The sequence below is a fragment of the Oceanisphaera ostreae genome, from assembly GCF_042676125.1.
Classification (GTDB): Bacteria; Pseudomonadota; Gammaproteobacteria; order Enterobacterales; family Aeromonadaceae; genus Oceanimonas; species Oceanimonas ostreae.
The window spans coordinates 1-22,535 of the sequence record NZ_JBHTJS010000055.1; the positions used below are offsets into that span (position 1 = coordinate 1).

The 22,535-nt window shown below is 50.0% G+C and carries 21 protein-coding genes and 1 pseudogene; 9 read left to right on the top strand and 13 right to left on the bottom strand.

Features of this window, described 5'->3' with window-relative positions:
- Window positions 1-298: 298 nt before the first annotated feature.
- Window positions 299-787, bottom strand: a complete 489-nt coding sequence (locus ACFQ1C_RS13440) for a hypothetical protein (protein WP_379559164.1) — start codon at window positions 785-787, stop codon at window positions 299-301.
- A 395-nt stretch (window positions 788-1,182) separates the two neighbouring features.
- Between ACFQ1C_RS13440 and ACFQ1C_RS13445 the strand changes: the two genes are divergently transcribed.
- The 3 genes from ACFQ1C_RS13445 to ACFQ1C_RS13455 all read left to right on the top strand — a co-directional run bounded on the left by ACFQ1C_RS13445 (window position 1,183) and on the right by ACFQ1C_RS13455 (window position 4,601).
- Entirely contained in the window at window positions 1,183-1,908 is a 726-nt protein-coding gene (locus tag ACFQ1C_RS13445) for a response regulator (RefSeq protein WP_379559203.1), read from the top strand.
- Window positions 1,898-3,265, top strand: a complete 1,368-nt coding sequence (locus ACFQ1C_RS13450) for an ATP-binding protein (RefSeq protein ID WP_379559166.1) — start codon at window positions 1,898-1,900, stop codon at window positions 3,263-3,265. The genes ACFQ1C_RS13445 and ACFQ1C_RS13450 overlap by 11 nt, the downstream gene beginning before the upstream one ends.
- Before the next feature lie 67 nt (window positions 3,266-3,332).
- A complete protein-coding gene (locus tag ACFQ1C_RS13455) occupies window positions 3,333-4,601 on the top strand; it encodes an O-acetylhomoserine aminocarboxypropyltransferase/cysteine synthase family protein (RefSeq protein WP_379559168.1) in 1,269 nt (422 codons plus the stop codon).
- Window positions 4,602-4,861: 260 nt separating this feature from the next.
- On the opposite strand, the gene ACFQ1C_RS13460 is transcribed toward ACFQ1C_RS13455, so the two are convergent.
- Window positions 4,862-5,485, bottom strand: coding sequence for a LysE/ArgO family amino acid transporter (locus ACFQ1C_RS13460; protein ID WP_379559170.1), 624 nt, complete (start codon window positions 5,483-5,485; stop codon window positions 4,862-4,864).
- A 275-nt stretch (window positions 5,486-5,760) separates the two neighbouring features.
- Between ACFQ1C_RS13460 and ACFQ1C_RS13465 the strand changes: the two genes are divergently transcribed.
- Together ACFQ1C_RS13465 and ACFQ1C_RS13470 are read left to right on the top strand one after the other, a co-directional pair.
- Window positions 5,761-6,684: a LysR family transcriptional regulator ArgP gene (locus ACFQ1C_RS13465; RefSeq protein ID WP_379559172.1), complete on the top strand. Its 924-nt coding sequence runs from the start codon at window positions 5,761-5,763 to the stop codon at window positions 6,682-6,684.
- Window positions 6,685-6,732: 48 nt separating this feature from the next.
- Window positions 6,733-8,967 (top strand): heavy metal translocating P-type ATPase, encoded by a 2,235-nt coding sequence (locus tag ACFQ1C_RS13470; RefSeq protein ID WP_379559174.1) that lies wholly within the window; start codon window positions 6,733-6,735, stop codon window positions 8,965-8,967.
- Window positions 8,968-9,388: 421 nt separating this feature from the next.
- Here ACFQ1C_RS13470 and ACFQ1C_RS13475 read toward each other — a convergent pair whose 3' ends face one another.
- The 6 genes from ACFQ1C_RS13475 to ACFQ1C_RS13500 all read right to left on the bottom strand — a co-directional run bounded on the left by ACFQ1C_RS13475 (window position 9,389) and on the right by ACFQ1C_RS13500 (window position 16,253).
- Window positions 9,389-10,693 (bottom strand): TRAP transporter large permease, encoded by a 1,305-nt coding sequence (locus ACFQ1C_RS13475; protein WP_379559176.1) that lies wholly within the window; start codon window positions 10,691-10,693, stop codon window positions 9,389-9,391.
- Window positions 10,683-11,177, bottom strand: a complete 495-nt coding sequence (locus tag ACFQ1C_RS13480) for a TRAP transporter small permease (RefSeq protein WP_379559178.1) — start codon at window positions 11,175-11,177, stop codon at window positions 10,683-10,685. Before ACFQ1C_RS13480 ends, ACFQ1C_RS13475 begins: the two co-directional genes overlap by 11 nt.
- 75 nt (window positions 11,178-11,252) lie before the next feature.
- Window positions 11,253-12,260 carry a DctP family TRAP transporter solute-binding subunit gene (locus ACFQ1C_RS13485; RefSeq protein WP_379559180.1) on the bottom strand — a complete coding sequence of 336 codons (1,008 nt, stop codon included), beginning with the start codon at window positions 12,258-12,260 and terminating at the stop codon, window positions 11,253-11,255.
- 235 nt (window positions 12,261-12,495) lie between these two features.
- Window positions 12,496-13,704, bottom strand: a complete 1,209-nt coding sequence (gene glcF, locus ACFQ1C_RS13490; protein ID WP_379559182.1) for a glycolate oxidase subunit GlcF — start codon at window positions 13,702-13,704, stop codon at window positions 12,496-12,498.
- A gap of 12 nt (window positions 13,705-13,716) precedes the next feature.
- Entirely contained in the window at window positions 13,717-14,775 is a 1,059-nt protein-coding gene (glcE, locus tag ACFQ1C_RS13495; protein WP_379559184.1) for a glycolate oxidase subunit GlcE, read from the bottom strand.
- Entirely contained in the window at window positions 14,772-16,253 is a 1,482-nt protein-coding gene (locus ACFQ1C_RS13500) for an FAD-linked oxidase C-terminal domain-containing protein (RefSeq protein WP_379559186.1), read from the bottom strand. Before ACFQ1C_RS13500 ends, glcE begins: the two co-directional genes overlap by 4 nt.
- Before the next feature lie 285 nt (window positions 16,254-16,538).
- On the opposite strand from ACFQ1C_RS13500, the gene ACFQ1C_RS13505 reads away from it, so the two are divergent.
- Window positions 16,539-17,303, top strand: coding sequence for an FCD domain-containing protein (locus ACFQ1C_RS13505; protein ID WP_379559188.1), 765 nt, complete (start codon window positions 16,539-16,541; stop codon window positions 17,301-17,303).
- A 120-nt stretch (window positions 17,304-17,423) separates the two neighbouring features.
- Here ACFQ1C_RS13505 and metF read toward each other — a convergent pair whose 3' ends face one another.
- From metF to ACFQ1C_RS13525, 4 genes and pseudogenes are all read right to left on the bottom strand, one after another.
- The gene (metF, locus tag ACFQ1C_RS13510; protein WP_379559190.1) at window positions 17,424-18,326 is read right to left on the bottom strand and encodes a methylenetetrahydrofolate reductase; all 903 of its coding nucleotides are present in this window, start codon (window positions 18,324-18,326) and stop codon (window positions 17,424-17,426) included.
- 17 nt (window positions 18,327-18,343) lie between these two features.
- Window positions 18,344-18,719, bottom strand: a pseudogene (locus tag ACFQ1C_RS13515) (hypothetical protein).
- The gene (locus tag ACFQ1C_RS13520) at window positions 18,706-18,891 is read right to left on the bottom strand and encodes a hypothetical protein (RefSeq protein WP_379559192.1); all 186 of its coding nucleotides are present in this window, start codon (window positions 18,889-18,891) and stop codon (window positions 18,706-18,708) included. Before ACFQ1C_RS13520 ends, ACFQ1C_RS13515 begins: the two are co-directional and overlap by 14 nt.
- 29 nt (window positions 18,892-18,920) lie before the next feature.
- Window positions 18,921-19,514: an OmpW family outer membrane protein gene (locus ACFQ1C_RS13525; RefSeq protein ID WP_379559194.1), complete on the bottom strand. Its 594-nt coding sequence runs from the start codon at window positions 19,512-19,514 to the stop codon at window positions 18,921-18,923.
- Window positions 19,515-19,756: 242 nt separating this feature from the next.
- On the opposite strand from ACFQ1C_RS13525, the gene rnk reads away from it, so the two are divergent.
- Both rnk and ACFQ1C_RS13535 read left to right on the top strand, forming a co-directional pair.
- Window positions 19,757-20,164 (top strand): nucleoside diphosphate kinase regulator, encoded by a 408-nt coding sequence (gene rnk / locus ACFQ1C_RS13530; protein ID WP_379559196.1) that lies wholly within the window; start codon window positions 19,757-19,759, stop codon window positions 20,162-20,164.
- Window positions 20,165-20,260: 96 nt separating this feature from the next.
- Entirely contained in the window at window positions 20,261-21,229 is a 969-nt protein-coding gene (locus tag ACFQ1C_RS13535) for an AEC family transporter (RefSeq protein ID WP_379559198.1), read from the top strand.
- A gap of 14 nt (window positions 21,230-21,243) precedes the next feature.
- Here ACFQ1C_RS13535 and ACFQ1C_RS13540 read toward each other — a convergent pair whose 3' ends face one another.
- On the bottom strand, window positions 21,244-21,948 hold the full coding sequence (locus ACFQ1C_RS13540) for a phosphatase PAP2 family protein (protein ID WP_379559200.1): 705 nt from the start codon (window positions 21,946-21,948) through the stop codon (window positions 21,244-21,246).
- 178 nt (window positions 21,949-22,126) lie between these two features.
- On the opposite strand from ACFQ1C_RS13540, the gene ACFQ1C_RS13545 reads away from it, so the two are divergent.
- Complete coding sequence (locus ACFQ1C_RS13545; protein WP_379559202.1) at window positions 22,127-22,414, top strand: hypothetical protein; 288 nt, start codon at window positions 22,127-22,129, stop codon at window positions 22,412-22,414.
- Window positions 22,415-22,535: the final 121 nt, after the last annotated feature.

A 22,535-nucleotide genomic window follows, 5' to 3' on the forward strand; every position in this document is an offset into this window, starting at 1 on the left:
AAGCTGAGGGCCATGCGCGAGCGAGTGAAGCGCTATATTTTGCCTGAAAAAAGAAAACGGCCCAAGAGCAGGACCGTTCGGATATCAAAAACTCGGTACACCATTCGCTCTAAACACGCTTAACTGAATGGTGTTAACCATTAAAGGGCCCTTTCAGATCTGATCTTTATTTTTCCGTGTATTCCGTGGCAAAGCAGATTTTAGGCTCCATAAAAAAGCACCGAAGCTGTCGGCTTCGGTGCTTAGTTTGTCCTCTTTACGCTTCAGCCTTTATTCTTCACGCTGGGTGCTTAACTTTTTATTTCTTAGCAGCCGTCAGCACGTCTTGCATCTGCTTGATACGTAGTTGCTTGAGCTTATGGTCGGCGGTAATTTTTTCGAGGGTTGCCGCTTTTAGCGCTTTATCGGTGATTTTCTCGGCTTTGTGCTCAGCCATCAGCTTGTGCAGTAACCGACCTTGCTCAGCCGAGGCGAGTCGCGCCTGAGAGCTGGCGATAAACTGTGCCTTAAGCTCTGGTGTCTCCAGTTTGCCTAGCCGTTTCTCGAGGTGCTGTTCAAAACGAGCGGGATCCATCATCTTGGCGCCCATCATGTCTTTGTGGCGCTGACCATGATGACGCTGCTTGTTCATGTCTTGGTGCGCGCCCTCGCAACCCTCTTTCATTTTCATGCTCTGCTTGTGATGTGCCTCTGACTTTTCCGAGTGATGGTCGGCTGCACTAACTAAAGCAGGAGCAGTCAACAGACTAGTCGCGAGTAACAGGGCGCTATATTTCATTTTCATCATAATGACCTCAACAATAAATGGGTGGGTTCGTTAGCTATTAAAACAGCTTGTTGTCAGCAAACTGTGTCAGGCAACGTCTTTTTTGTCACAAAGTGTGACGCTTAAGCCCCTTGCCATACTTTGACATCATTTCTGTTGTTCAGCCGCTTATACTAGGGTCTGTTGACCTTTCGCGGTTAAGTTTTGTTCGAGTTAAACGCGTTTAGCCGAATCCCGCTGGGCTGCGTTTGTGGGGACTTTCTACTGCGTTACCGCTCGTATTTATGGAAAGTGTGGAGAATGACGACATGGCATACGCGATGCCTTATATAAAGCCCCCACAAACTGCTGCAAAAATCATCTCGAAAGGTCAACTGACCCTAGGACCAGTAACAATAAGAGGGCCGTGCAATATGATGTACCAAGGCAAGCAATTGCTGGTGGTGGATGACCATCGCGAAATACGAGATTTACTAAAACGGTTTTTAGAACAACATGGCTATCAAGTGCAAGGAGTGGCTGACGGCAACGCCATGCGCCAATATTTAACTCATCAGCAACCGGACCTTATTATTCTGGATTTAATGCTGCCTGGTGACGATGGCCTTACCTTATGCCGTGAGTTACGCGGCCAAGGTAACGACGTGCCCATTATTATGCTTACTGCCGTTGGCGAAGAAACCGATCGTATTATTGGCCTAGAAATGGGCGCCGATGACTATTTGCCAAAACCCTTTAACCCTCGGGAGCTGTTAGCTCGCATTAAGGCGGTATTGCGCCGCCAGTCACTTGGTACCGCGCCGGCTGCCATCGAGGCCGTTAAACTGCTCCACTTTGATCGGTGGACGCTAGACTTAGCACGCCGTGAATTATGTGACGATCAAGGATTAACGGTTAGCTTAAGTACCGCTGAATTTGATTTATTACGGGTATTTACTCAACAACCTCATCATGTGCTTAGCCGAGATCAACTATTAGACTTAGCACGCGGTCGTGAGGCGCAAGCCTTTGACCGAGCCATCGATACCCTCGTCAGCCGGCTTAGGCGCAAACTAGAAAGAGACTCCAAACACCCCCAGCTAATTAAAACTATTTGGGGAGGCGGTTACCTGTTAGCAGCCGATGTTCGCCATGGGAATTAAGCAGTTACGCTATTGGCTAGGTAGCCTAACAGGGCAAATTATTATGGTGGCCCTGTTTGCGCTAGTGCTGATCCAGCTTATTGGCATACAAATTTATCGCCTAGAGCGCGAAGAAACGTTGGGCCAGGTAAACAGTCGCTTCACCTTACAGCGGCTTATCTCGGTCACCCGGCTATTAAATCAATCACCGTTAGCCTTGCACGACGAAATATTGCGCGCCAGCCGCAGCGAAACACTACACCTGCGCATTAATGATCACGTTATTGCCCCCGAGCAGCACAGCGAACGCTTTGAGCACATAGTGCGCAGCAAATTAATCTACCCCGAACAGCTGGCTATTTATATTAGTGCCGAGCGCAGTAATGGCAAAGATAGCAGATCACCGCGCGATCTCTCACACCATCGGCATTCGCCTATTCGTGCCGATGTTCGTCTGCAAGGCGGTATTGAACTTGAAGACGGCCGCTGGCTTAGCTTTACCTCGTTAAGCGACAGAGAGCCCCCCAGCTGGTCGATTAAAGCCGTGTTGTCTTTTGTGGTGCTGGCAGCCTTGTTAGCGGGCCTGATGATCTGGCTATTACAGCGCACCACCCGGCCCTTAAAAAAGCTGGCTAAGCAGGCCGAGCGTTTGGGTCGAGGCGATAAAGGCGACCCCATAACCGAAAGTGGCCCGCGAGAAATCCGCGATACGCTTACCGCCTTTAACCGCATGCAAGACCGGTTAGACCGATTCATTTCTGATCGCACTCGCATGCTGGCCGCTATTTCTCATGACTTGCGCACACCCATTACCACCCTGCAACTGCGCTGCGAGTTTTTGCCCGAGGGAGAAGATAAGCAAAAAATACAGCAAAACTTAAAACGCATGGAGCAGATGCTGAATGCCACTTTGCAGTTTGCCCGCGAAGATGGTTTGTCTGAGCCGATAAAAAACTTAGATTTACCCAGCTTGCTGCAAAGCCTGTGTGATGATTTACAAGATAATGGTCATGACGTCACCTTGGCCGAACAAGACACGGTACTGTACCGAGGCCGCCCCACCGCCCTGCGCAGGGCCTTACAAAACTTGCTCGATAATGGCGTGAAATACGGCGGCAAAGTGGACGTAAGCTTAACCACCACGCCCGAGCAAATACAGATACAAATCCGCGATTTTGGTCCCGGCATTCCTGACGCGCAGCAAGAAGAAGTGTTTAAGCCGTTTACCCGCCTAGATTCAGCTAGAAATGTAGAAGATGGCAGCATAGGACTGGGGCTGGCGATTGCCCGTACCCTAATCCATCAGCACGGCGGACAACTGCTACTAAGCAATCATCCGCAAGGGGGATTATGGGTGCAAATTCTTTTACCTCGTTAAAGCCGACTTTACACACCACATGAAAGTTCCTACATTGGCTATCTCTCTCGCACAAGGACAGTACTTTATGAAAGACGAAACTCTCGCGGTTCACCATGGTTACACTACCGATCCCACGACTAAATCGGTTGCGGTGCCCATTTATCAAACCGTTGCCTATGAGTTTGACAGCGCCCAGCACGGTGCCGATTTATTTAACTTAGAAGTGCCAGGTAATATCTACACCCGTATTATGAATCCCACCAACGATGTGATCGAACAGCGGGTGGCGGCATTAGAAGGCGGTATAGCGGGCCTAGCGGTTTCTGCAGGCAGTGCGGCCATTCACTATGCCCTGATTACACTCGCCCAAAACGGCGACAACATCGTCACCACACCACAGCTTTACGGCGGAACTTACACGCTGTTTGCTCATATGTTGCCCAGCATGGGCATTGAAGTACGTTTCGCCGAAGATGCCAGCTCCGACGCCATTGCGAAGCTTATTGATGACAACACCAAAGCGGTGTTTTGCGAAAGTATCGGCAACCCAGCCGGCAACGTCACCGACTTACAAGGCTTAGCCGATGTGGCTCATGCCCAAGGCGTACCCTTGGTCGTCGATAATACGGTAGCCAGCCCCATCCTATGTAAACCCATCGACTTTGGCGCCGACATAGTGGTGCACTCATTAACCAAATACATTGGCGGCCACGGTAACTCGCTGGGGGGCATGATTGTCGACAGCGGAAAATTTGATTGGGCCAAGCATAAAGACCGTTTCCCGCAGTTTAATAACCCGGAGCCGGCTTACCATGGGGTGGTTTATACTGAGGCTTTTGGTCCTGCGGCCTTTATTGCTCGCGCACGCACCGTACCACTGCGCAATACTGGTAGCTGCTTGTCGCCGATGAACACCTTTTTGCTATTACAAGGGTTAGAAACCTTGCCGCTGCGCATGGAACGCCATGTTGAAAACGCCTTTAAAGTAGCCGAGTATTTACAGAATCATGCGGCCGTTGATTGGGTAAACTATGCGGGCTTAAAAGGTCATCCCGACTATGAACGCGCCCAGCGTTATATGAAAGGTAAGCCCTCGGCTATTCTGTCTTTTGGCCTAAAAAGTGGCTATGAAGCCGGCGTCCGTTTCTACGATGCGCTTAACCTTATCAAGCGCTTAGTAAACATCGGCGATACCCGCTCACTGGCTTGTCATCCCGCCTCAACGACGCACCGCCAAATGAGCGAAGCCGAGCAAGCACAAGCAGGTGTGAAGCCAGAGATGATCCGCTTATCGATTGGTATTGAACATATCGACGATATCATTGCCGACCTAGAGCAAGCACTTCAAGCTTAAGTAACACCGTATAACCCATGCGGGTTCCGTGGCCTGTTTGCTTTACCAATTAAAGACTTATCTGCCACGGAATACACGGAAGAGCACGGAAAACTGCCAAGATAAAGCATGACATCATTATGGGTAAGATCTTAGAAATGCTGGAGCTCTTACCCTCTATAGTCTTTGTCGTGCTTTTCCGTGTATTCCGTGGCAAAAAGAATCTTAGATTTAGATCTCATGTCTTCGTCATTCACTCAACACTCATAGCTCAACACTGCTTAAGCATATTCATACAATCCCAGCGCCAGCTTGGCTGCCAGTAGCCACATTAGCGTGCCGATGGCGCCATCCATTACCTTTTGTATTATCGGCCGGTTTAACCAGTTACTCATGCGAGCCGCGGCCAACGCTAGGGTAAAAAACCACAACAAAGACGCGCTAAAGCAGCCAATGGCAAACGCCCATTTATCTTGCTCAGCAAAGCCACCGCCCACCGAGCCTAAGATCATCACGGTTTCAATATAGACTTGCGGATTAAGCAAGGTCACCGCCAATACGCCGATGATCACCGCTTTTAACCCCCGCTGTCGCCCACTTAACGACACCGTTTGCTGTTGCTGAAAGACCCTGCGCCAACAATGGGCTCCGTATAGCAACAAAAATGCTATTCCCGCTAAGCTTATCCCCCAATACAGCACGCTGTGCGATTGCAACACTGCACCACCGCCAAATACGCCAAGGCTGATTAGCAACACATCAAATACGCTGCAAATAGCGGCCACTAACAGGTGATATTGCCGACGTATGCCCTGATTAAGCACAAAAGCATTTTGTGCGCCAATGGGAATGATCAGCCCCGCACCCAACGTAAATCCCTGTACCCAAGGTAACCAATACATCATTGTTTATGCCGCTTTATCGACCCGAATAGCCGCCAGACTAAAGAGCGGTTAGAGTTAAGTAAAACTAATATAATTTTACTACCATAAGAATAATTAATATTGAAAACCTTTAAAAATACTTTGCTACGGAATACACGGAAAAATACAGACGCAAACAAGGGTATATATAGTAATTACAATTAGTTACTCATTTATTTAGCTTTCCGTGCGCTGCCGTGTATTACGTGGCGAAAAAGTTTAGATCTGTGTTACTACATTAGCTAGGAGAAACAATATTGAGCGAATTGGACTACAAACTACTGGCAGCTCTCGACAAGGTAGTCAGCGAGCAAAGCTTTGAGCGGGCCGCCCAATCGTTGCATCTGACTCAATCGGCGGTGTCGCAACGCATCAAGCAACTGGAATTGCGATTAGCACAGCCGCTACTCGTGCGCGGGCAGCCACCCTACCCCACCGAAGCCGGTCACCGATTACTGGCGCATTATCGTCAGGTCAGCCAACTAGAAAGCGCTGTTATGGCTGATTTATTGCCAGATGCCCCGCAAAAACCGCTCACCGTTACTATCGTCACTAACGCCGACAGCCTCGCCACTTGGTTGATTCCCGCACTCACACCGCTGTTGCATAGTCATCCCATCGAGCTCAACTTACTGATTGAGGACGAATCTCGTAGCCTTGATCGACTGAAACGCGGCGAAGCTTTCGGGGCCATCAGCCTGCACGCCGAACCGCCGCCAGGTTGTCGTAGCGATGCACTTGGCCAGATGGATTACTTATTGGTAGCCACGCCAGAATTTAAGCAGCGCTACTTTGCTCAAGGGTTGAGCTTAGCGGCGCTGCAGTTATCACCGGCGGTGGCCTTTGATCAACGGGACGACATGCACGCACGCTATATAGAACAGCATTTCGGCTTACCACCGGGGGATTACCCTTGCCATGCGGTGCGTTCTGCCGAGGCTTTTGTTGCAATTGCTCGATCTGGAGCGGCCTATTGTTTGATCCCAAAGCTCATGATCGAAAAAGACTTACAAACAGGATCGCTTATAGAGCTTTACCCACAGGGCAAGCTCACCGAACCGCTATATTGGCACCGATGGCTGTTAGAAAGAGGCATTCATAAAGATTTGTCTTTGCGCCTCATTAAATATGCTCGGCAAACGCTACCACCTATTGACCTTGGAGATACCTCCATGGTTTAAGCTGTGTTTAGTTTTCAATCTATCGCCTTTTCAGATAAGGATCAGAACATGGGACAGTGCAGTCATCACGCGAATACTGGGCACGCCAAGTCCGGCTGTGCTCACGACCCCACGGCAACCGATGCTCATCAGACGAGCATCAAGAATAATGCTGCTATTGATAGCAATGACCCTAGCTTAAGCTCGGCTCATTCTTGGCGTATTGCGGGCATGGACTGCCCCAGCTGTGCAGGAAAAATAGAAACCGCACTGCGCCGTTTACCCGGTGTGCTCAGTGCCGATGTACGCTTTGCTACCGAGCGGTTACAAGTACACTTATCAAAGAACACCAGTCCCAAGCAAGTGGAAGACGCGATTCATGCCATTGGCTTTACCGTGCTTAGCGAGCAAGCTTCTGCAACTGCGCAGCCCCAAGGCGCAAAACCTTGGTGGCAACGCTATTGCGCCATCTTGGTGTTGGTTATGCTATTGCTGGCGGCGAGTACCAGCCTGCTTATCTTGCCAAGCCTCGCTCCGGTGCTATTTGCATTCGCCACTTTGTGGGGGTTATGGCCCATTAGCCGTAAAGCGTGGCAACTGGGGCGTAATGGGTCGCCTTTTTCCATTGAAACTTTAATGAGCGTCGCCGCCTGCGGGGCGTTATTACTGGGCGAAACGGCAGAAGCCGCCATGGTATTACTGCTCTTTATGATCGGTGAGCAATTAGAAAGTTTGGCCGCTAATAAGGCGCGATCTGGGGTCAGCGCATTAATGGCCTTGGTACCCAACCAAGCCTTAAAAGTCACCGCTACCGGTTTCACCACCGTGGATGCTAACCAACTGCAACCAGACGATGAAATAGAGGTGCATCCCGGCGGTCGCTTACCCGTAGACGGCATTTTACTAAGTGAACTGGCTGCATTTGATGAAAGTTCGGTCACCGGTGAGTCGGTGCCCGTCGACAAGAAACAACACGATAGGCTAACCGCTGGCAGCTTGCTGGTTGATGTCGCAGTACGCGTGCGCGTGACCTCTGAGCAAGGGCACAACACCATTGATAAGATTTTGCACCTTATTGAAACCGCCGAAGCCAACAAGGCCCCTATTGCCCGCTTTATTGAACGCTTTAGCCGCTGGTACACACCCGCCATGATCTTAGCGGCCACCTTAGTCGCTGTAATGCCTCCGCTCCTAATGGCGGGGGATTGGGAAACCTGGATTTATCGCGGTTTAGTGTTGCTGCTTATTGGCTGCCCCTGTGCCTTGGTTATTTCTACCCCAGCGGCGGTCACTTCTGCATTAGCCAGCGCCAGCCGCATGGGCATCTTAATTAAAGGCGGTGCGGCACTGGAGCAGTTAGGTAATGTGAGCACCATGGCGTTTGATAAAACCGGCACCTTAACCCAAGGCAAACCTCAGCTGCATCAGTTATTGTGCTTTGCGCCCTTTGACCAACAGCAAGCACTTAGCCTAGCCGCGGCACTAGAGGCGGGGTCTCACCACCCCATCGCTAAAAGCTTAGTCGCGGCGGCAAAGGCACAAGGCATCACGCCTGAACCCTTGGCTTTTAGGCGCACCCTGCCCGGTGCTGGTATCGAGAGCGAGTGGCAAGGTCAGCCGTTAATTATTTTCACCCCTGAACACTTGGCAGCAGAACAAGTAACAACTGAGCAGCAGGCAACCATTAACCAGCTTAAAGCCGGTGGCTATACGTTGGCCGCATTAGTCATTAACCAGCAATTAGCGGCACTATTTGCCCTAAGCGATCCGTTGCGCGCCGATGCCAAAGTCGGTATCGCGGCGCTTCAAGCGCTTAACGTGCGCTGTATTATGCTCACCGGCGATCATCAAGTCGCTGCTGCGCGCATTGCCGATGAACTCAACATCGATTATCAGGCTCAGCTCTCGCCACAAGATAAGCTCTCTCAACTGCAACAACTAGAGCGCGTGGGCCCGGTCGCCATGGTTGGTGATGGTATTAACGATGCACCAGCGCTTAAGCAGGCCAGCGTCGGCATTGCCATGGGCCAAGGCACCGATGTGGCGCTAGACAGTGCCGATGCGGCCCTAACTCACAGCCGGTTAACCGGGTTGGCGGATGCGGTGTTATTATCGCGCGCCGCCAATCGCAATATTCGGCAAAATATCAGCCTAGCACTGGGCTTAAAGGCTATTTTTTTAGTGACCAGTATTTTGGGTATCACCGGTTTGTGGCTGGCCATCCTCGCCGATACCGGAGCCACAGCACTAGTTACGCTGAACGCCTTAAGATTGCTGAGATTTACTGTGAAACGTGAAGGGTGAAGCGGACGAGCTAACAATAAAGCGTGAAGGTGCGGCGTATTTTTGTAGGGTGACGCTTTAGCTGGCACTCCCGTCCCCGCCTACGCGAGGATGACGTTTCTTTGCGGGATTTAAAAACCATCCTGCTTCGCAGTCCCAGCAGCTAAAGCGCTGGACTACAGGGCCCAGTGTTTATCTTTAACTTACGGCGTATAGCATAAGGGGTAAAGTTGTTGGGGGACTGGCTCTTACCAACAAACTCCCTTTTCGGCCTTATACCATCTTAATTTTTCCGTGGATTCAGTGGGTTCCGTGGCAAAAATGGGCTTGAGATGCTCTTAGTTTAGTGTTGCCGGTTCGCTCTTCACCGCCCCTTAATCATAAAAAAGCCCCCGCTACCTTTATGGTGGCGGGGGCTTTTGGCTTAAGTATGGCTAATAACTTACCAAGGGCCGACTACGTACCCTAGCTTTTCTGGTAGCCACAAGGCAATACCAGGGAACACCATCACCAGCACCAATGCCGACAGCATGGTCAACATGAAAAACAGCGCCCAGCCGAAGGTTTTCTCAAGCCGGATACCGGCAATCTGGGTAGTAACCATCAGGTTAATTGCCACCGGCGGGGTAAACTGACCGATGGCGATGTTCATCGCCATCAGAATGCCAAACCACACTGGGTTCCAACCGAAATGCTGCATCAGAGGTATTAATATTGGTGTGATAATCAGATAAATAGAAATGGCATCCAGCAGCATCCCCGCCAACAACACCAGTACCATGATCAAAATCAGCAGCACCCAGCTCTGATCCGATAACGACAACATGGACTCGGCCAAATGATTGAAGGTACCCAAAGTAGTACCGGCCCAAGCGAAGATACCCGCTAGCGAAATGATGATCATCACCACGCCAGAGACCATGCCCGCATCACCCAATAAGCCCCACACTTCTTTCAAGCTGAGCTGACGATAAACGAAAATACCGACGATCAGGCCATAGGTCACCGCCACTACTGCCGCTTCGGTCGGCGTGAACAGGCCGGATCTTAAACCGCCCAAAATCAGTACCGGAGCAAATAGCGCTGGCAACGCCTTAATAAAACTTTCTTTTAAATCGGGGCGTTCGCTCTGGCTCGGATCTTCCCAACCATTGCGTTTAGCCAACCACCACACCGGCAACAGCAACGACATCCCTGCCAGCAAGCCAGGAAACAAACCGGCGGCAAACAGCGCCCGCAAATCCACTCCCGGAACCACAATCGAATAGAGGATCAGTGCGATTGACGGCGGGATCAAAATGGCGGTAGAGGACGCCGAGGCGATTAAGGCAGCCGAAAAGGGTTTGGGATAACCAGCTTTAGTCATGCTGGGCAGCATCACCATGGCTACGGCGGCGGCATCCGCCGGACCAGAGCCGCTCATGCCACCCATGATCAAGCAGACCAGTACTACTACTAGCCCTAAACCACCGTGGCGTGGCCCGATCAATGCTTGGGCAAAACGCACTAGGCTAGCCGCTACTCCCGCGCGCTCAAAGATAAGCCCGGTGAGAATAAACAAGGGTATTGCGATCAATGGATACTTGGCGACACTGTTATAGGTATTGGTACCTAAGGTCGCTAGCATATCCGGAGATAAACCCAGCACTATGCCTGCGGCTCCGCCCAACCCTAGCGCGAAAGCGACGGGCACACCCAGTAGCATAGCGCCACCGAATATCAGCAGCATCAAGAGATCAGGACTCATGAGTGCCTCCCGCTTGTAGACAAAACTGGCAACGTTCGATCATGCTTTGGGTCAAACGCCAGACAATGGCAAGGCACAGTAATGGCAACCAAATTAGATAAATCCAGGTGGGATAACCCAAGCCCGGCGACAACGATTCCCAATTATATTCTTCCCAAGCTAGCAAGGCGCCGTACCAAACCACTAGGCCCAGCAATAGCACACTAGCCGCCCATTGCAGCACATACAGTGTCGGCCGTAAGCGAACCGGCAGCAGCCCTTCTACCAGCTCGATACGAATGTGCACATGGCGGCGCGCAGCCACAGCGGCGCCAGCAAAAGTCAGCACCACCAGTAGAAATACGGAAAATTCTTCGGTAAAAGCAAAGGACGCATCGGTGGTGTAACGTACCACCACATTGCCTAAGCTGATGATACAGATAATCAGCAGGGCAAGGGCCGCCAGCCAGCGCTCGGGGCGGGCATCGGGGGCAGATTTAGACATGGGTACAACTCTCGGCAGGAGGTTTAACGTAAATAATGCGGCCCGGCGTAGCCGCCGGGCCAAATAAAAAAAGTCTTAACGGGCGGCAATGGCCGCTTGAGCTTCAGCAACCAGCTCGGCACCAATGCGCGGCGTCCACTTGGTATACACCTCGGCGGTGGCGTCTACAAACGCCTGATGTTGCTCAGGAGTCAGTTCGGTTACCTCGACGCCTCGCTCTTTAATAGCAACCAAGGTCTCGCTCAACTCGTTACGGGACTTTTCAATTTCCCAGGCGCCTGCATCAATAGCTGCCTGCTGTAGCAATTCACGGTCTGCCTCTGGCAAGGATTTCCATACCTTTTTGTTCACACCAAAAACCAGCGGGTCCGCCATGTAATGCCACAGAGTCAGATAGCTCTGCCCTACTTGATCTACTCGCGCGACATCGAATACCGACAACGGATTTTCTTGGCCGTCGATAGCGCCGGTGGTCAACGCAGGCTTAGCATCGGCCCAGCTCATCTGAGTCGGGTTGGCACCCAGCGTGTTGAAGGTATCTAGAAACAGCGGCGAGCCGACGACACGAACCTTCAGACCTTGCACATCTTCTGGGCTATCGATTCGGTGCTTAGAGTTGGACAACTCACGAAAGCCATTTTCACCCCAAGCCAGCGGCATAACGCCTTTTTTGTCGATCGCGGCAAAAATTTTCTCGCCGGTTTTACCCTGAGTAATAGCGTCGATGGCCGCTTCATCCGGCATCAAAAACGGCAGCGAGAATAAGTTCAGCTCAGGTACTTGCGGCGACCAGTTGATGGTTGAGGCGACAGCCATGTCGATAAGACCACTGCGCATAGCGGAGAACTCTCGAGTTTGATCGCCAGATACCAGCTGGGCATTGGGATAGACCTTGAGTGTAAGGCGCCCCTCGGAGCGTTCATTCACCAGCTCGGCCCACTTTTCTGCAGCCTGCCCCCAAGGAAAGGCATCAGACAGTACGGTCGACACTGAAAATTCTCGAGTTTCTTGCGCAAAGGTAGGTGCGGCAAGGGTCATGCTAAGGGCAGCGGTCAAGGCGAACGCCAACGGTTTAATGCGCATAAGAAGTCCTTTTTATTATATGGGATCCTGCCGTTTCATCCGCGTAGTCATTTGTAGATGAAACGTTAATACGCAATAGTGAAATAAAGCGGATAACAAAGTCAACCGAAAGCGCAATATAGGCCACTCTGGTTGTTACTTTACCCATAGTCGTTAATACGTTACCTCATGCGCCTGATGTAATGTACCGCCGTTTCATATCCTGTTCGGCGGTACATATAGGCGTTCAACACGACTACGAGTCTAATAGTTCAATCCAGTGTTTTACCGGCACGGGTGACTTACTACCTAAGTGCAGCTGGCAACCCACGTTCGCGGTCACTATCTGTTCTGGATTATCAATCGTTAACGCCTCTAACTTATTAGTCAGCAATGTCTGGCTAAGTTCTGGCTGGAGTATCGAATAGGTTCCAGCAGAACCGCAGCACAGGTGGCCGTCCTTGGTACGCGTTAGCTCAATGCCTGCTTGTTGCAATATTTGTTCAACTTGACCACCCAGTTGCTGAGCATGTTGCAAAGAGCAGGGGCAATGTACCGCCGTTTTTAGGCCCTTAGCTTGCAACTGTAATTGACCGAGGTCTTCTTTAATTAACACCTCACCCAGATCTTTAGCAAGCTCACTCACTCGTTGCGCCTTGGCGGCGTACTCAGAGTCTTGGCTAAGCTTTTCGCCATATTCTTTCACCATAGAGCCGCAGCCAGATGCGCTAATAACAATGGCTTCCACCCCCGCCTCAATATGGGGCCACCAAGCATCTATATTACGGCGCATAAAATCCAGTCCTTCCTCATGGGCAGAAAGGTGGTAACTGACTGCCCCACAGCACCCCGCTTTGGGCGCAACGAGTAGGCTGATGCCTAATTTGTCGAGCACGCGTGCCGCAGCAGCATTCGTATTAGGAGTGGCCGACGGCTGAGCACAACCACCCAGTACTAACATACGTCGTGCATGGTGTGGCGCCGGCCAAGAACCTGCGCTCTGCTTTTCTGGTACCTTGGCCTTTAACGCGGCAGGCAACAGTGGTCGTCCTATTTGGCCTAATCGTAACAGCGGCCCAAAACGGCTTGAATAAGGCAATACCTTGCGTATTAACCAGCGCGCCAACTTCTGCTTAAAGGGCCGCTCTAGCTGTTCCTCCATGATTCCACGACCTATCTCCGCCAAACGACCATACTTTACACCGGAAGGACAAGTCGTCTCACAACTGCGGCAGGTTAAACAACGGTCTAAATGAGTCTGTGATTTTTCGGTGATATCACCGGTTTCTAGCAATTGTTTAATCAGGTATATACGCCCGCGCGGACCATCTCGCTCATCGCCCAACTCTTGATAAGTAGGGCAAGTGGCTGTACAGAAGCCGCAATGTACGCAGCTGCGCAGAATAGAGTCCGCTTCTTGAATATCGGGATGGTCTAGATATTTCACATTGATTTGTGTACGCATGATGTCGTCCTGTTACATCCAGCTATAGAGGCGGCCGGGATTAAAAATCCCATCCGGATCGAAGGCATGCTTAAGTCGCTGATGAAGCTGTTGCAAAGCCTTGGGTTGCGCATGAAATACGTCTTGCTGGCGATTACCACCACGATAGAGGCTAACTTGGCCACCCGCGCCTTCGGCTAGTGCCTCTAGCTCATCATGCGCAAAGTCACCACGCAGCCAACGCTGGCTGCCCCCCCAATCAATCAACCAGCTTGCTTGGGGCAACATGTGCTGGGCATGGCTATTGATGGAAAATCTCCAGAGCGGCGCCTCGCCAGAGAAGTAATCCAATTGTTGTTCACCGAGCTTTTCCCACAGTCCATCTGAGTCTTCCAGTACAGAACCCGACCACTGACTAACGGTACTGTCGACTGCACTGCGCGCGCCTGCTAGTCGCAAATAAAGATGGTTATCAAACCAGCAAGCGCCGGTTAGCGGCTTGGCTTGACCCGCCAGACGATTCATCTCCTCAATCGCCTGTGCCGCGTCCATTTCTTGGTGCAGCGTGAGTGTGGCCGCGGGTTTTGGCATTACCTTTAAGCTGACTTCGCTGATAATACCCAAGGTACCCATGGCTCCAGCCTGCATTCTTGAAACATCGTAGCCCGCCACGTTTTTCATTACTTGACCACCAAAACGTAGTTCCTCTGCTCGGCCATTGATCAAGCGAATACCCAATACATGATCTCTTATCGAACCACTCCAAGGACGACTGGGCCCAGAAAGATGACAGGCCAAGGTGCCGCCAAGAGTCGCACGCCCATCAAACAGCGGGGGTTCAAACGCTAGCATCTGATTATGTTCAGCCAGCGCGGCCTTGATATCACTCAATCTAGTACCCGCCCGCGCGGTAAGCACCAGTTCAATCGGCTGATAACTGAGAATGCCACTGTGCTCCGCCAAGCTGACTGGCTCACCTACGGCCTCTCGGCCCATAAAGTCTTTGCTGCCACCGCCAACTATCCGCAATTGCGACCCGTCGGCTCCGGCCTGTTTGACCCGATCGATCAGCTCATGACTGATATCTTTCATACTTGCGCTCCCTGCTGTGGCTGCTGAACCGTTGATTCACCCTTCCCCCTCTCGAGCGTGCGATATTCCTGACAATGTTTAAGCACAGGGATCCCTTTACCAGGGTTAAGGGTACCGGCGGGATCGAAGGCGTGTTTAATGGCGAGAAACTGACACAACTCCTGATCGTTAAATTGCACTTTCATTTGTCGAATTTTTTCTATACCTACTCCGTGTTCACCGGTGATACAACCACCCACTTCCACACATAGCTCGAGGATGCGACCGCCAAACTCTTCGGTTTTTTCAAATTCACCAGGCACATTGGCATCAAATAAAATTAACGGGTGTAAGTTCCCATCGCCAGCATGAAATACGTTTGCCACCCTAAGGCCATAGTGTTCCGAGAGCCGTTGCATTTCAGTCAACACATGGGCAAGTTGGCTACGAGGAATAGTGCCGTCCATGCAATAGTAATCTGGTGAGATCCGACCTACGGCCGGAAAGGCAGACTTACGGCCCTTCCACAACAAAGCACGTTCCGCCTCGCTCTGAGAAACTCGAGTAGATGTCGCCCCCAGCTCGATAAAAAGCTGTTCAACCTCACTAATCTGTTCTTGTACCTCGGCTGCAGTGCCATCGAGCTCACACAACAGCAGCGCCTTGGCATCGATAGGGTAGCCGGCCTGAGCAAACGCCTCGGCGGCCACAATAGCGTGGCTGTCCATCATTTCTAATCCGGCCGGAATAATCCCCTTGGCAATAACGCCGCCCACAGCGTCACCCGCCGTTTGTACGTTATCGAAAGCCGCCATAATCACCTGTGCCTTCTCAGGGCTAGGTAGCAGCTTAACCATCACCTCGGTGATCACGCCCAGCAACCCCTCAGATCCGGTGATCAGGGCCATTAGGTCGATACCGTTACTGTCTAGCCCTTCGCTGCCAATGCTAATTAGCTCTCCTTCGACGGTAACCATCTCGACTTTCAATAAGTTATGGACCGTCAGCCCGTATTTCAGACAATGCACGCCGCCGGAGTTTTCTGCTACGTTGCCGCCTATGGTGCAGGCAATCTGTGAGGAAGGGTCAGGGCCATAATATAAGCCGTATCTCGCAGCGGCTTCACTAATGGCCAAGTTGCGTACCCCAGGCTGTAGTCGAGCGCTGCGCGCCAATGGGTCGATCTCAAGAATATGTTTAAAACGTGCCAGCGAAAGCAGCACGCCATCAGCATTAGGCATGGCACCAGCACAAAGGCCGGTGCCGGCACCACGAGCCACCACCGGAATATGATAACGGTGACAAATGCGCATCACTTCCTGCACCTGCTCCACCGTGTTTGGCAGCACTACAATTAACGGCATCTCGCAATACATCGATAAGCCATCGCACTCGTAAGGCCGTTGTGTTTCCTCATCACTTATCACATATTCCGGTTCGATAAACGCCCGAAACATCTCTACTAGCGTGGCTTTATCCGGTCTTTCGCTCTGGTTCATCCTACAGCTCTCCCTAGCACACTGGGTTAGCGATGATAGTGACGCCATCACGGGATAATGGAGCCAACATTCATCGTTCAATATAGAAATCATGGCCTTCCTGAGCTACAGAGTCCATCAATAACTGCAGTGGTAGAACCAGATTTTCATTTACATACCCTCTTATATTTTTAATAATAGCCTTTAAAATCAACTAACTATTAAATCTACCTATATAAATATATAAGGCAATGCAAAGTGGTACTACCAATAGGCAATGATAGTAACGGCACGAAAAAAGAATCTATGTCCAGCTCTATTGCCAGACGGCTAGAGCAATTAATACTGGACGGCACCTTAAAGCCGGGTAAAAAAATACCTTCGGAACGGCAGTTGTCAGAACGGCTGGGGGTCTCCCGATCAATATTGCGTGAAGCTCTCAAAGAGCTCAGCGGTCGAGGACTCATCGACACTCGCCATGGGCAAGGTACTATGGTTACCGGTTTGGTACCGGATTTAGCGACCAGCCATCCGTTGCTCTATCTTTTTCGCGATCACCCTCGCACCCTGTATGACTTGCTGGAAGTACGAGAATTACTAGAAGGACAGGCCGCTTATATGGCAGCGACGAGAGGCAGCGAAGAAGACTTTCGCCGTATTACCCTCGCCTTCAACGCAATCGATCAAAAACAGGCCGACATCACGCAAACTCATGAGGCAGCCCTACTGGACCACGCCTTTCATCAGTCCATCTATGAGGCCTCTCATAATCCGGTGCTGGTTCATACCTTACAAAATCTGATGCAGTTGATGCTGCAAACCGTACTGGCTTCGGTTAACAACCTCTACCATCGCGCATCCTATAAAGAGCAAATAGATAAGCATCATCGGCAAATTTATAATGCCGTGTTGGGTCGGCAACCAGAATGGGCGCGCAAAGCCGCCACCGCGCACATCAAGAATATTCGCGAACGACTGCTCGAACTCGAGGCTGAAGGATTACGCTTAGATCGCTCCGGTGGTTGGGAGCGCACGGTGGCAGGCACCGATCACGACAATACCGAGCGCTAATACCGTCGGCAATGGACGGTGATTACGCATCTCATCCGAACAAATAAAAAGCCCCCGCAACCTTAATGGTGACGGGGGCTTTAAGTAGTTGGCTATTTATTTTGGGCAGAGTTACACCACTTAAGCAGGTACGGCCACCGATGGTCGTACGCCTAAGCTATGGCAAATTGCGTAGGTCAGCTCAGAGCGATTAAGGGTATAGAAGTGAAAATCCTTAACTCCTTCTTGGCTTAGTACACGTACCTGATCCATGGCGATACTCGCACCCACCAAGTTACGGGTATTCTGGTCGTTCTCTAATCCCTGAAAGCGCTGATGCATCCAGTTAGGAATACGTACGTTAGAAAAACCAGCAAATTTGAGCAAGGTCTGATAATTAGACACCGGCAAAATGCCCGGTACTATTTCAGTATCAATACCTATCGTCATACAGCGGTCACGAAAGCGCAGGTAAGACTCTACATCAAAGAAGAACTGCGTAATCGCTCGGTTAGCACCCGCATCAATTTTGCGCTTTAAGCTAAGCAAGTCGGCCTGAGCACTTTTTGCTTCTGGGTGCACCTCGGGATAAGCCGCTACCGAAATATCAAAGTCGGCTTCTTCTCTGAGCAGTCTTACCAAATCTTCCGCATACATATCGGGTTTTTCAATACCTTCCGGTAAGTCACCCCGCAGCGCCACAATTTGGCGAATGCCGTTGTCCCAATAATCCTTTGCGATGTCGCGTAATTCGGCGCGGCTAGCATCGATACAGGTTAGGTGCGGCGCGGCAATCAGGCCAGTTTTATCCTGAATATCTTTAATCACCTTGTGCGTTCTGTCTCGAGTGCCGGAGTTTGCGCCGTAAGTAACGGAGACAAACTTGGGCGCCAAAGTACTGAGCCTACCGATAGAGTCCCATAAGGTTTTCTCCATCTTTTCACTGTTCGGCGGAAAGAACTCAAATGAGACATTAATATTGCCACTCAGCTCAGCCATTGTCTGATTAAGAGCTTCTACATGACGCGCGCTATAAAAACCCATGTTTATCTCCTGACAACTTAAATTAAAACGATTCCTTTATGCCTTGGCTTGAGCATAGCCTTTACGCACTCGGTTGTTGCAGCGACCATATTTGCCAAGGCCACATGGGCTTCTTCCCAGTTACGGGTTTTCAAACCATAGTCGGGATGAACCCAAATACGTTCTTATTACTAAACGTACCACGGCTTTTTCAATCAACTTAACCATTTCGGCTACAGTAGGCGTTCGTGGGGAGTGGATATCGTACACGCCAGGACCAATCTCGTTGGGGTAAGCGAAGTCGTGAAACACGTTCAGCAACTGCATGTCGGAGCGCGAGGTTTCAATGGTGATAACATCGGCATCCAAACGCGCAATTGATTCTATAATGTTGTTAAACTCAGAATAACACATATGAGTGTGGACTCTGAGTACTGTCCGCCACCACCGAAGCACTTAAGCGGAAGGCTTTTTCAGCCCAGTTTAAATAAGCCGCCTGTGGCGCCTTACCTAACGGCATTAGCTCACGGAATGCTGTCATAAAAAAGGGCAAACCCAACGGTCTGCCCAAACACTGCCGAGGCATAGTGCCTCTCAACCCACATTAAAAATAACTTAGAAGCGGTAGCCTAAGCCCACCATTAAGCCAATAGGGTCGATGCTGGTTTTTTCAAAAAACTGACCATTAACGCTAACGTCGGTATCAATATCCATATACCAGATAGAACCGTTCACGAATAAGTTTTCGGTGACTGCCATATCAAGACCGGCCTGAGCGGCTAGGCCCCAAGAGTCATCAGCTTCAACGTTTGCACCATCAAGCCCGTTGCGACCCTCTTCATCAAAGAAAAAAGTATAGTTGATGCCTGCACCCACATAAGGACGCACCTTGCTTTGTGCATTACCAAAGTAATACTGTGCCATCAGACTAGGTGGCAAATGTTTGACTTTAGCTACTTCACCACCATCGGAGTGCACACTGTGAGAAAAAGGAGTAGCAGCTAATAATTCAACACCCCAGTTATCAGTCAACATGTAAGAAAAGGTTAAGCCTAACTGAGTATTAGACTGTACATCCAGTTTGTTAGAGCTATCGTTACTTGGGCTAACCATAACAGCACCGCCGCGCACTAGAATGTCACCTGCCTGGTGAGCAAAGGCAGAAGGGGCCAATAAGACAGCGGCAACCAGCAGAGAAACTTTTTTCATGCTTAATCCTTACTTTAATTTTGGAGTTGTCGAACTAATTGCAGCTAGTGTGCCCTAAGCCTATTAGCCACTTTTTGATTTAACGCAAACTTGGTCCCAACAACTCGATTATTCCCGCATTTTTGCCACTAATAAAAAATAGCAGCTGTCACCACTGGCTAAAATGGGTATTTTAGGGTATATCTTAGTTATCGGATTCAGGCAGCGCTTTTAGCGTTGCCTGCTTTTTTATGGAGGTTTATATGGCCCAGTTGCCACCTATTACTGTATCTACCCTAGATCTGGCTCGGCTTGAAGCCTTGCTAGAAAAACAGCCCGAATCCGACGCCATCACTCGGCTAGAAAACGAGCTTGATCGAGCCAATGTCGTTGCCCCCACCGACATTCCGGTCGACATAGTGACCATGAATTCCACTATTACGTTTGCCATGGCGACCGGTAAAGAAACGTTTACCAAAACGCTGTGCTACCCACGAGATATGGATAGCAGCAATACTAAAATTTCGGTGCTCGCCCCCATAGGTGCGGCATTGCTAGGGCTAAGCGTGGGTCAAACGATTGAATGGCCCGCTCCCAATGGCAAAGCGATGCAGGTCAGCATTTCTGCCGTTGACTACCAGCCCGAGCGTGCTGGTGATTATCAAGCATAAATAGAAAAAGGCGCATATTTGCGCCTTTTTCTATTTATGCTTCCTTAATTACACTCCTCTCCGTTTACCTTCACACAATCGCTTTATGGAACTAATGTGAGTCTATTCATTAGCAGCTTGTTATTCGCCCTCTCTATTACTGGCCCTATTTGTTTATTGTTATTATTGGGGTTTGGCTTACGCCGCAGTCAAATGATGAACGAAGGCTTTATTGATGGTGCCAGCAAGCTGGTATTTAATATTGCGCTACCTATGCTGTTATTTACCAGCATAGCGCAAACCGATTTTAGTCAAATGGTCAGCTTCACACTTATTGTATATGGTATTGCTGCCACGCTAATCGCTTTTTTTTTATTGGAATGGCTGGCGAATCACCTCACCGATAACAAACAATTACGCGGCATAATCGTGCAAGGGGCTTTTCGTGCCAACATGGCCATCGTTGGTTTAGCCTACGTTAATAATGCCTATGGCCAACAAGGCGTTGCAGCCGCCGCCATGTATGTCGCCTGTCTCACCATTTTATTTAATATACTGGCCGTTATTACCCTTACTCGCAGCCTTCATCAGGGCCCAGATCTGCGTACTATGCCGTTAATTAAAAGCATGGTTAAAGGTATTATTAAAAACCCTCTTATTATCGGTATTGTTGCTGCACTGCCTTTTGCTGCCAGTAATTGGACTTTGCCTAGCATGCTAATGCAAACGGGGCAATATCTTGCCCAAATGACTTTACCTCTAGCGTTACTGTGCACTGGGGCTAGCCTTAGCCTTAAAAGCAATAAAGAAGAAACCGGCTTATTGCCAGCCGTTACTTTATTACGCTTATTAATCATCCCCGTTCTATTTACTTTGGGTGGCTATCTCGTGGGCTTTAGAGGAATGGAGCTAACTATTCTATTTCTAATTAATGCCTCGCCTACGGCCGCAGCCAGTTACGTGATGGTACGCGCCATGGGTGGTAATGCCGTGTTTGCCGCTAATATTATTGCCGTCACAACCTTAGGGTCTTTACTAAGTACCAGCCTAGGTGCCGCCTTACTCAAAGGCTTAGGCTGGCTATAACTCAGCATAAAATATCAGCGAGTCTTGCGACTTAAACGCGGTAAATGGCGATCAAACCAAGTAATTAACAGCTCATAAAAGCCACTGTGCATTAGCCACGCCATGCCAAAGCAAGCAACAGAGAGCGCACCTACGTAAATATCACTCCACCAATGCGCCCCGGCCATCACTCTGGGTGCGGAGAACAGCACTACAAACACACAACCCCAAAGCCCCGCTTTCCAGGATAAGAAGCGCCATGCAAAAGCGGTGAAGATCATCAACATTAGGCCATGATCCCCAGGAAAACTATCACCCGAGGAGTCCTTAGTTTTAAAGCCAGCTAACTCGGTAAGACGATAAATATTATCAAAGGTCAACGTCGGACTGGGTCTTTCAACCGGAATCATACGACCTAGCTGATTCAGACCCACCGCAGTTAACAGCATGATCAAGCCAATGATCAACAACTGGCGTTTACGCTCAGGCGCTGCACCTCGGTAATAGCTGTAATAAACCGTCCCCATTGCGAGCAGAGCTACGCCATCAAATGCTCGATTATTAGCAATCGCTATCGTATTTACCCAAGCTGCACTGTTACCAATTTTGTTATTAAAATAATAAAAGAAACTCTGATCGATATCTAGCCAAAAGCCATGATTCGGTAACCAGTACCAGCTGGCGAAGACAGCAACTGCCAGCAAGTTCCAAAACAGCCATTTATTAAATTGTATCGACATAGCGCCCTTTTATTTATCCGTGTTGTTATAAGCCGAGCATTGTACGAAATTTTACTCCACTCGCCCATAGCTCCCAGCCTTCATCATATCCAGAACCAGTCAGCATGCTCGCTACCGCTCTGCCTATGTTAAAATAGGCAGTTTTAATTCTTCTTCTCTACTACAAGGACGAAAATTGATGAACTTTAAAGAGTTTCACGCTTCACTTAAACAGCCAACCCCACCCGCAGACCTATCCGATGCCCTTACTGCCTTATGGTTAGATGCTAATAAGCAGTGGGAAGAAGCCCACGAAGTCATCCGTGATAATACCGACCAATCTTCAGCGTGGGTTCATGCCTATTTGCATCACGTAGAAGGCGTGTTGTGGAATGCCGATTACTGGTATGGTCGAGCCAAGAAAAAGCGCCCTAACTGCAGCACGCAAGAAGAGTGGCAACAAATCGTTCAGGCTCTGACTGCATAAAGAGTGAAGAGAACCAAAAACAAAAAAGCCACCCGTTAAGATAGCTTTTTTGTTTATACCAATCACACTAATTAATTAGTCAACTTAGTCCAATCCCTAAAGCAGAGTGAAATGACTCTTT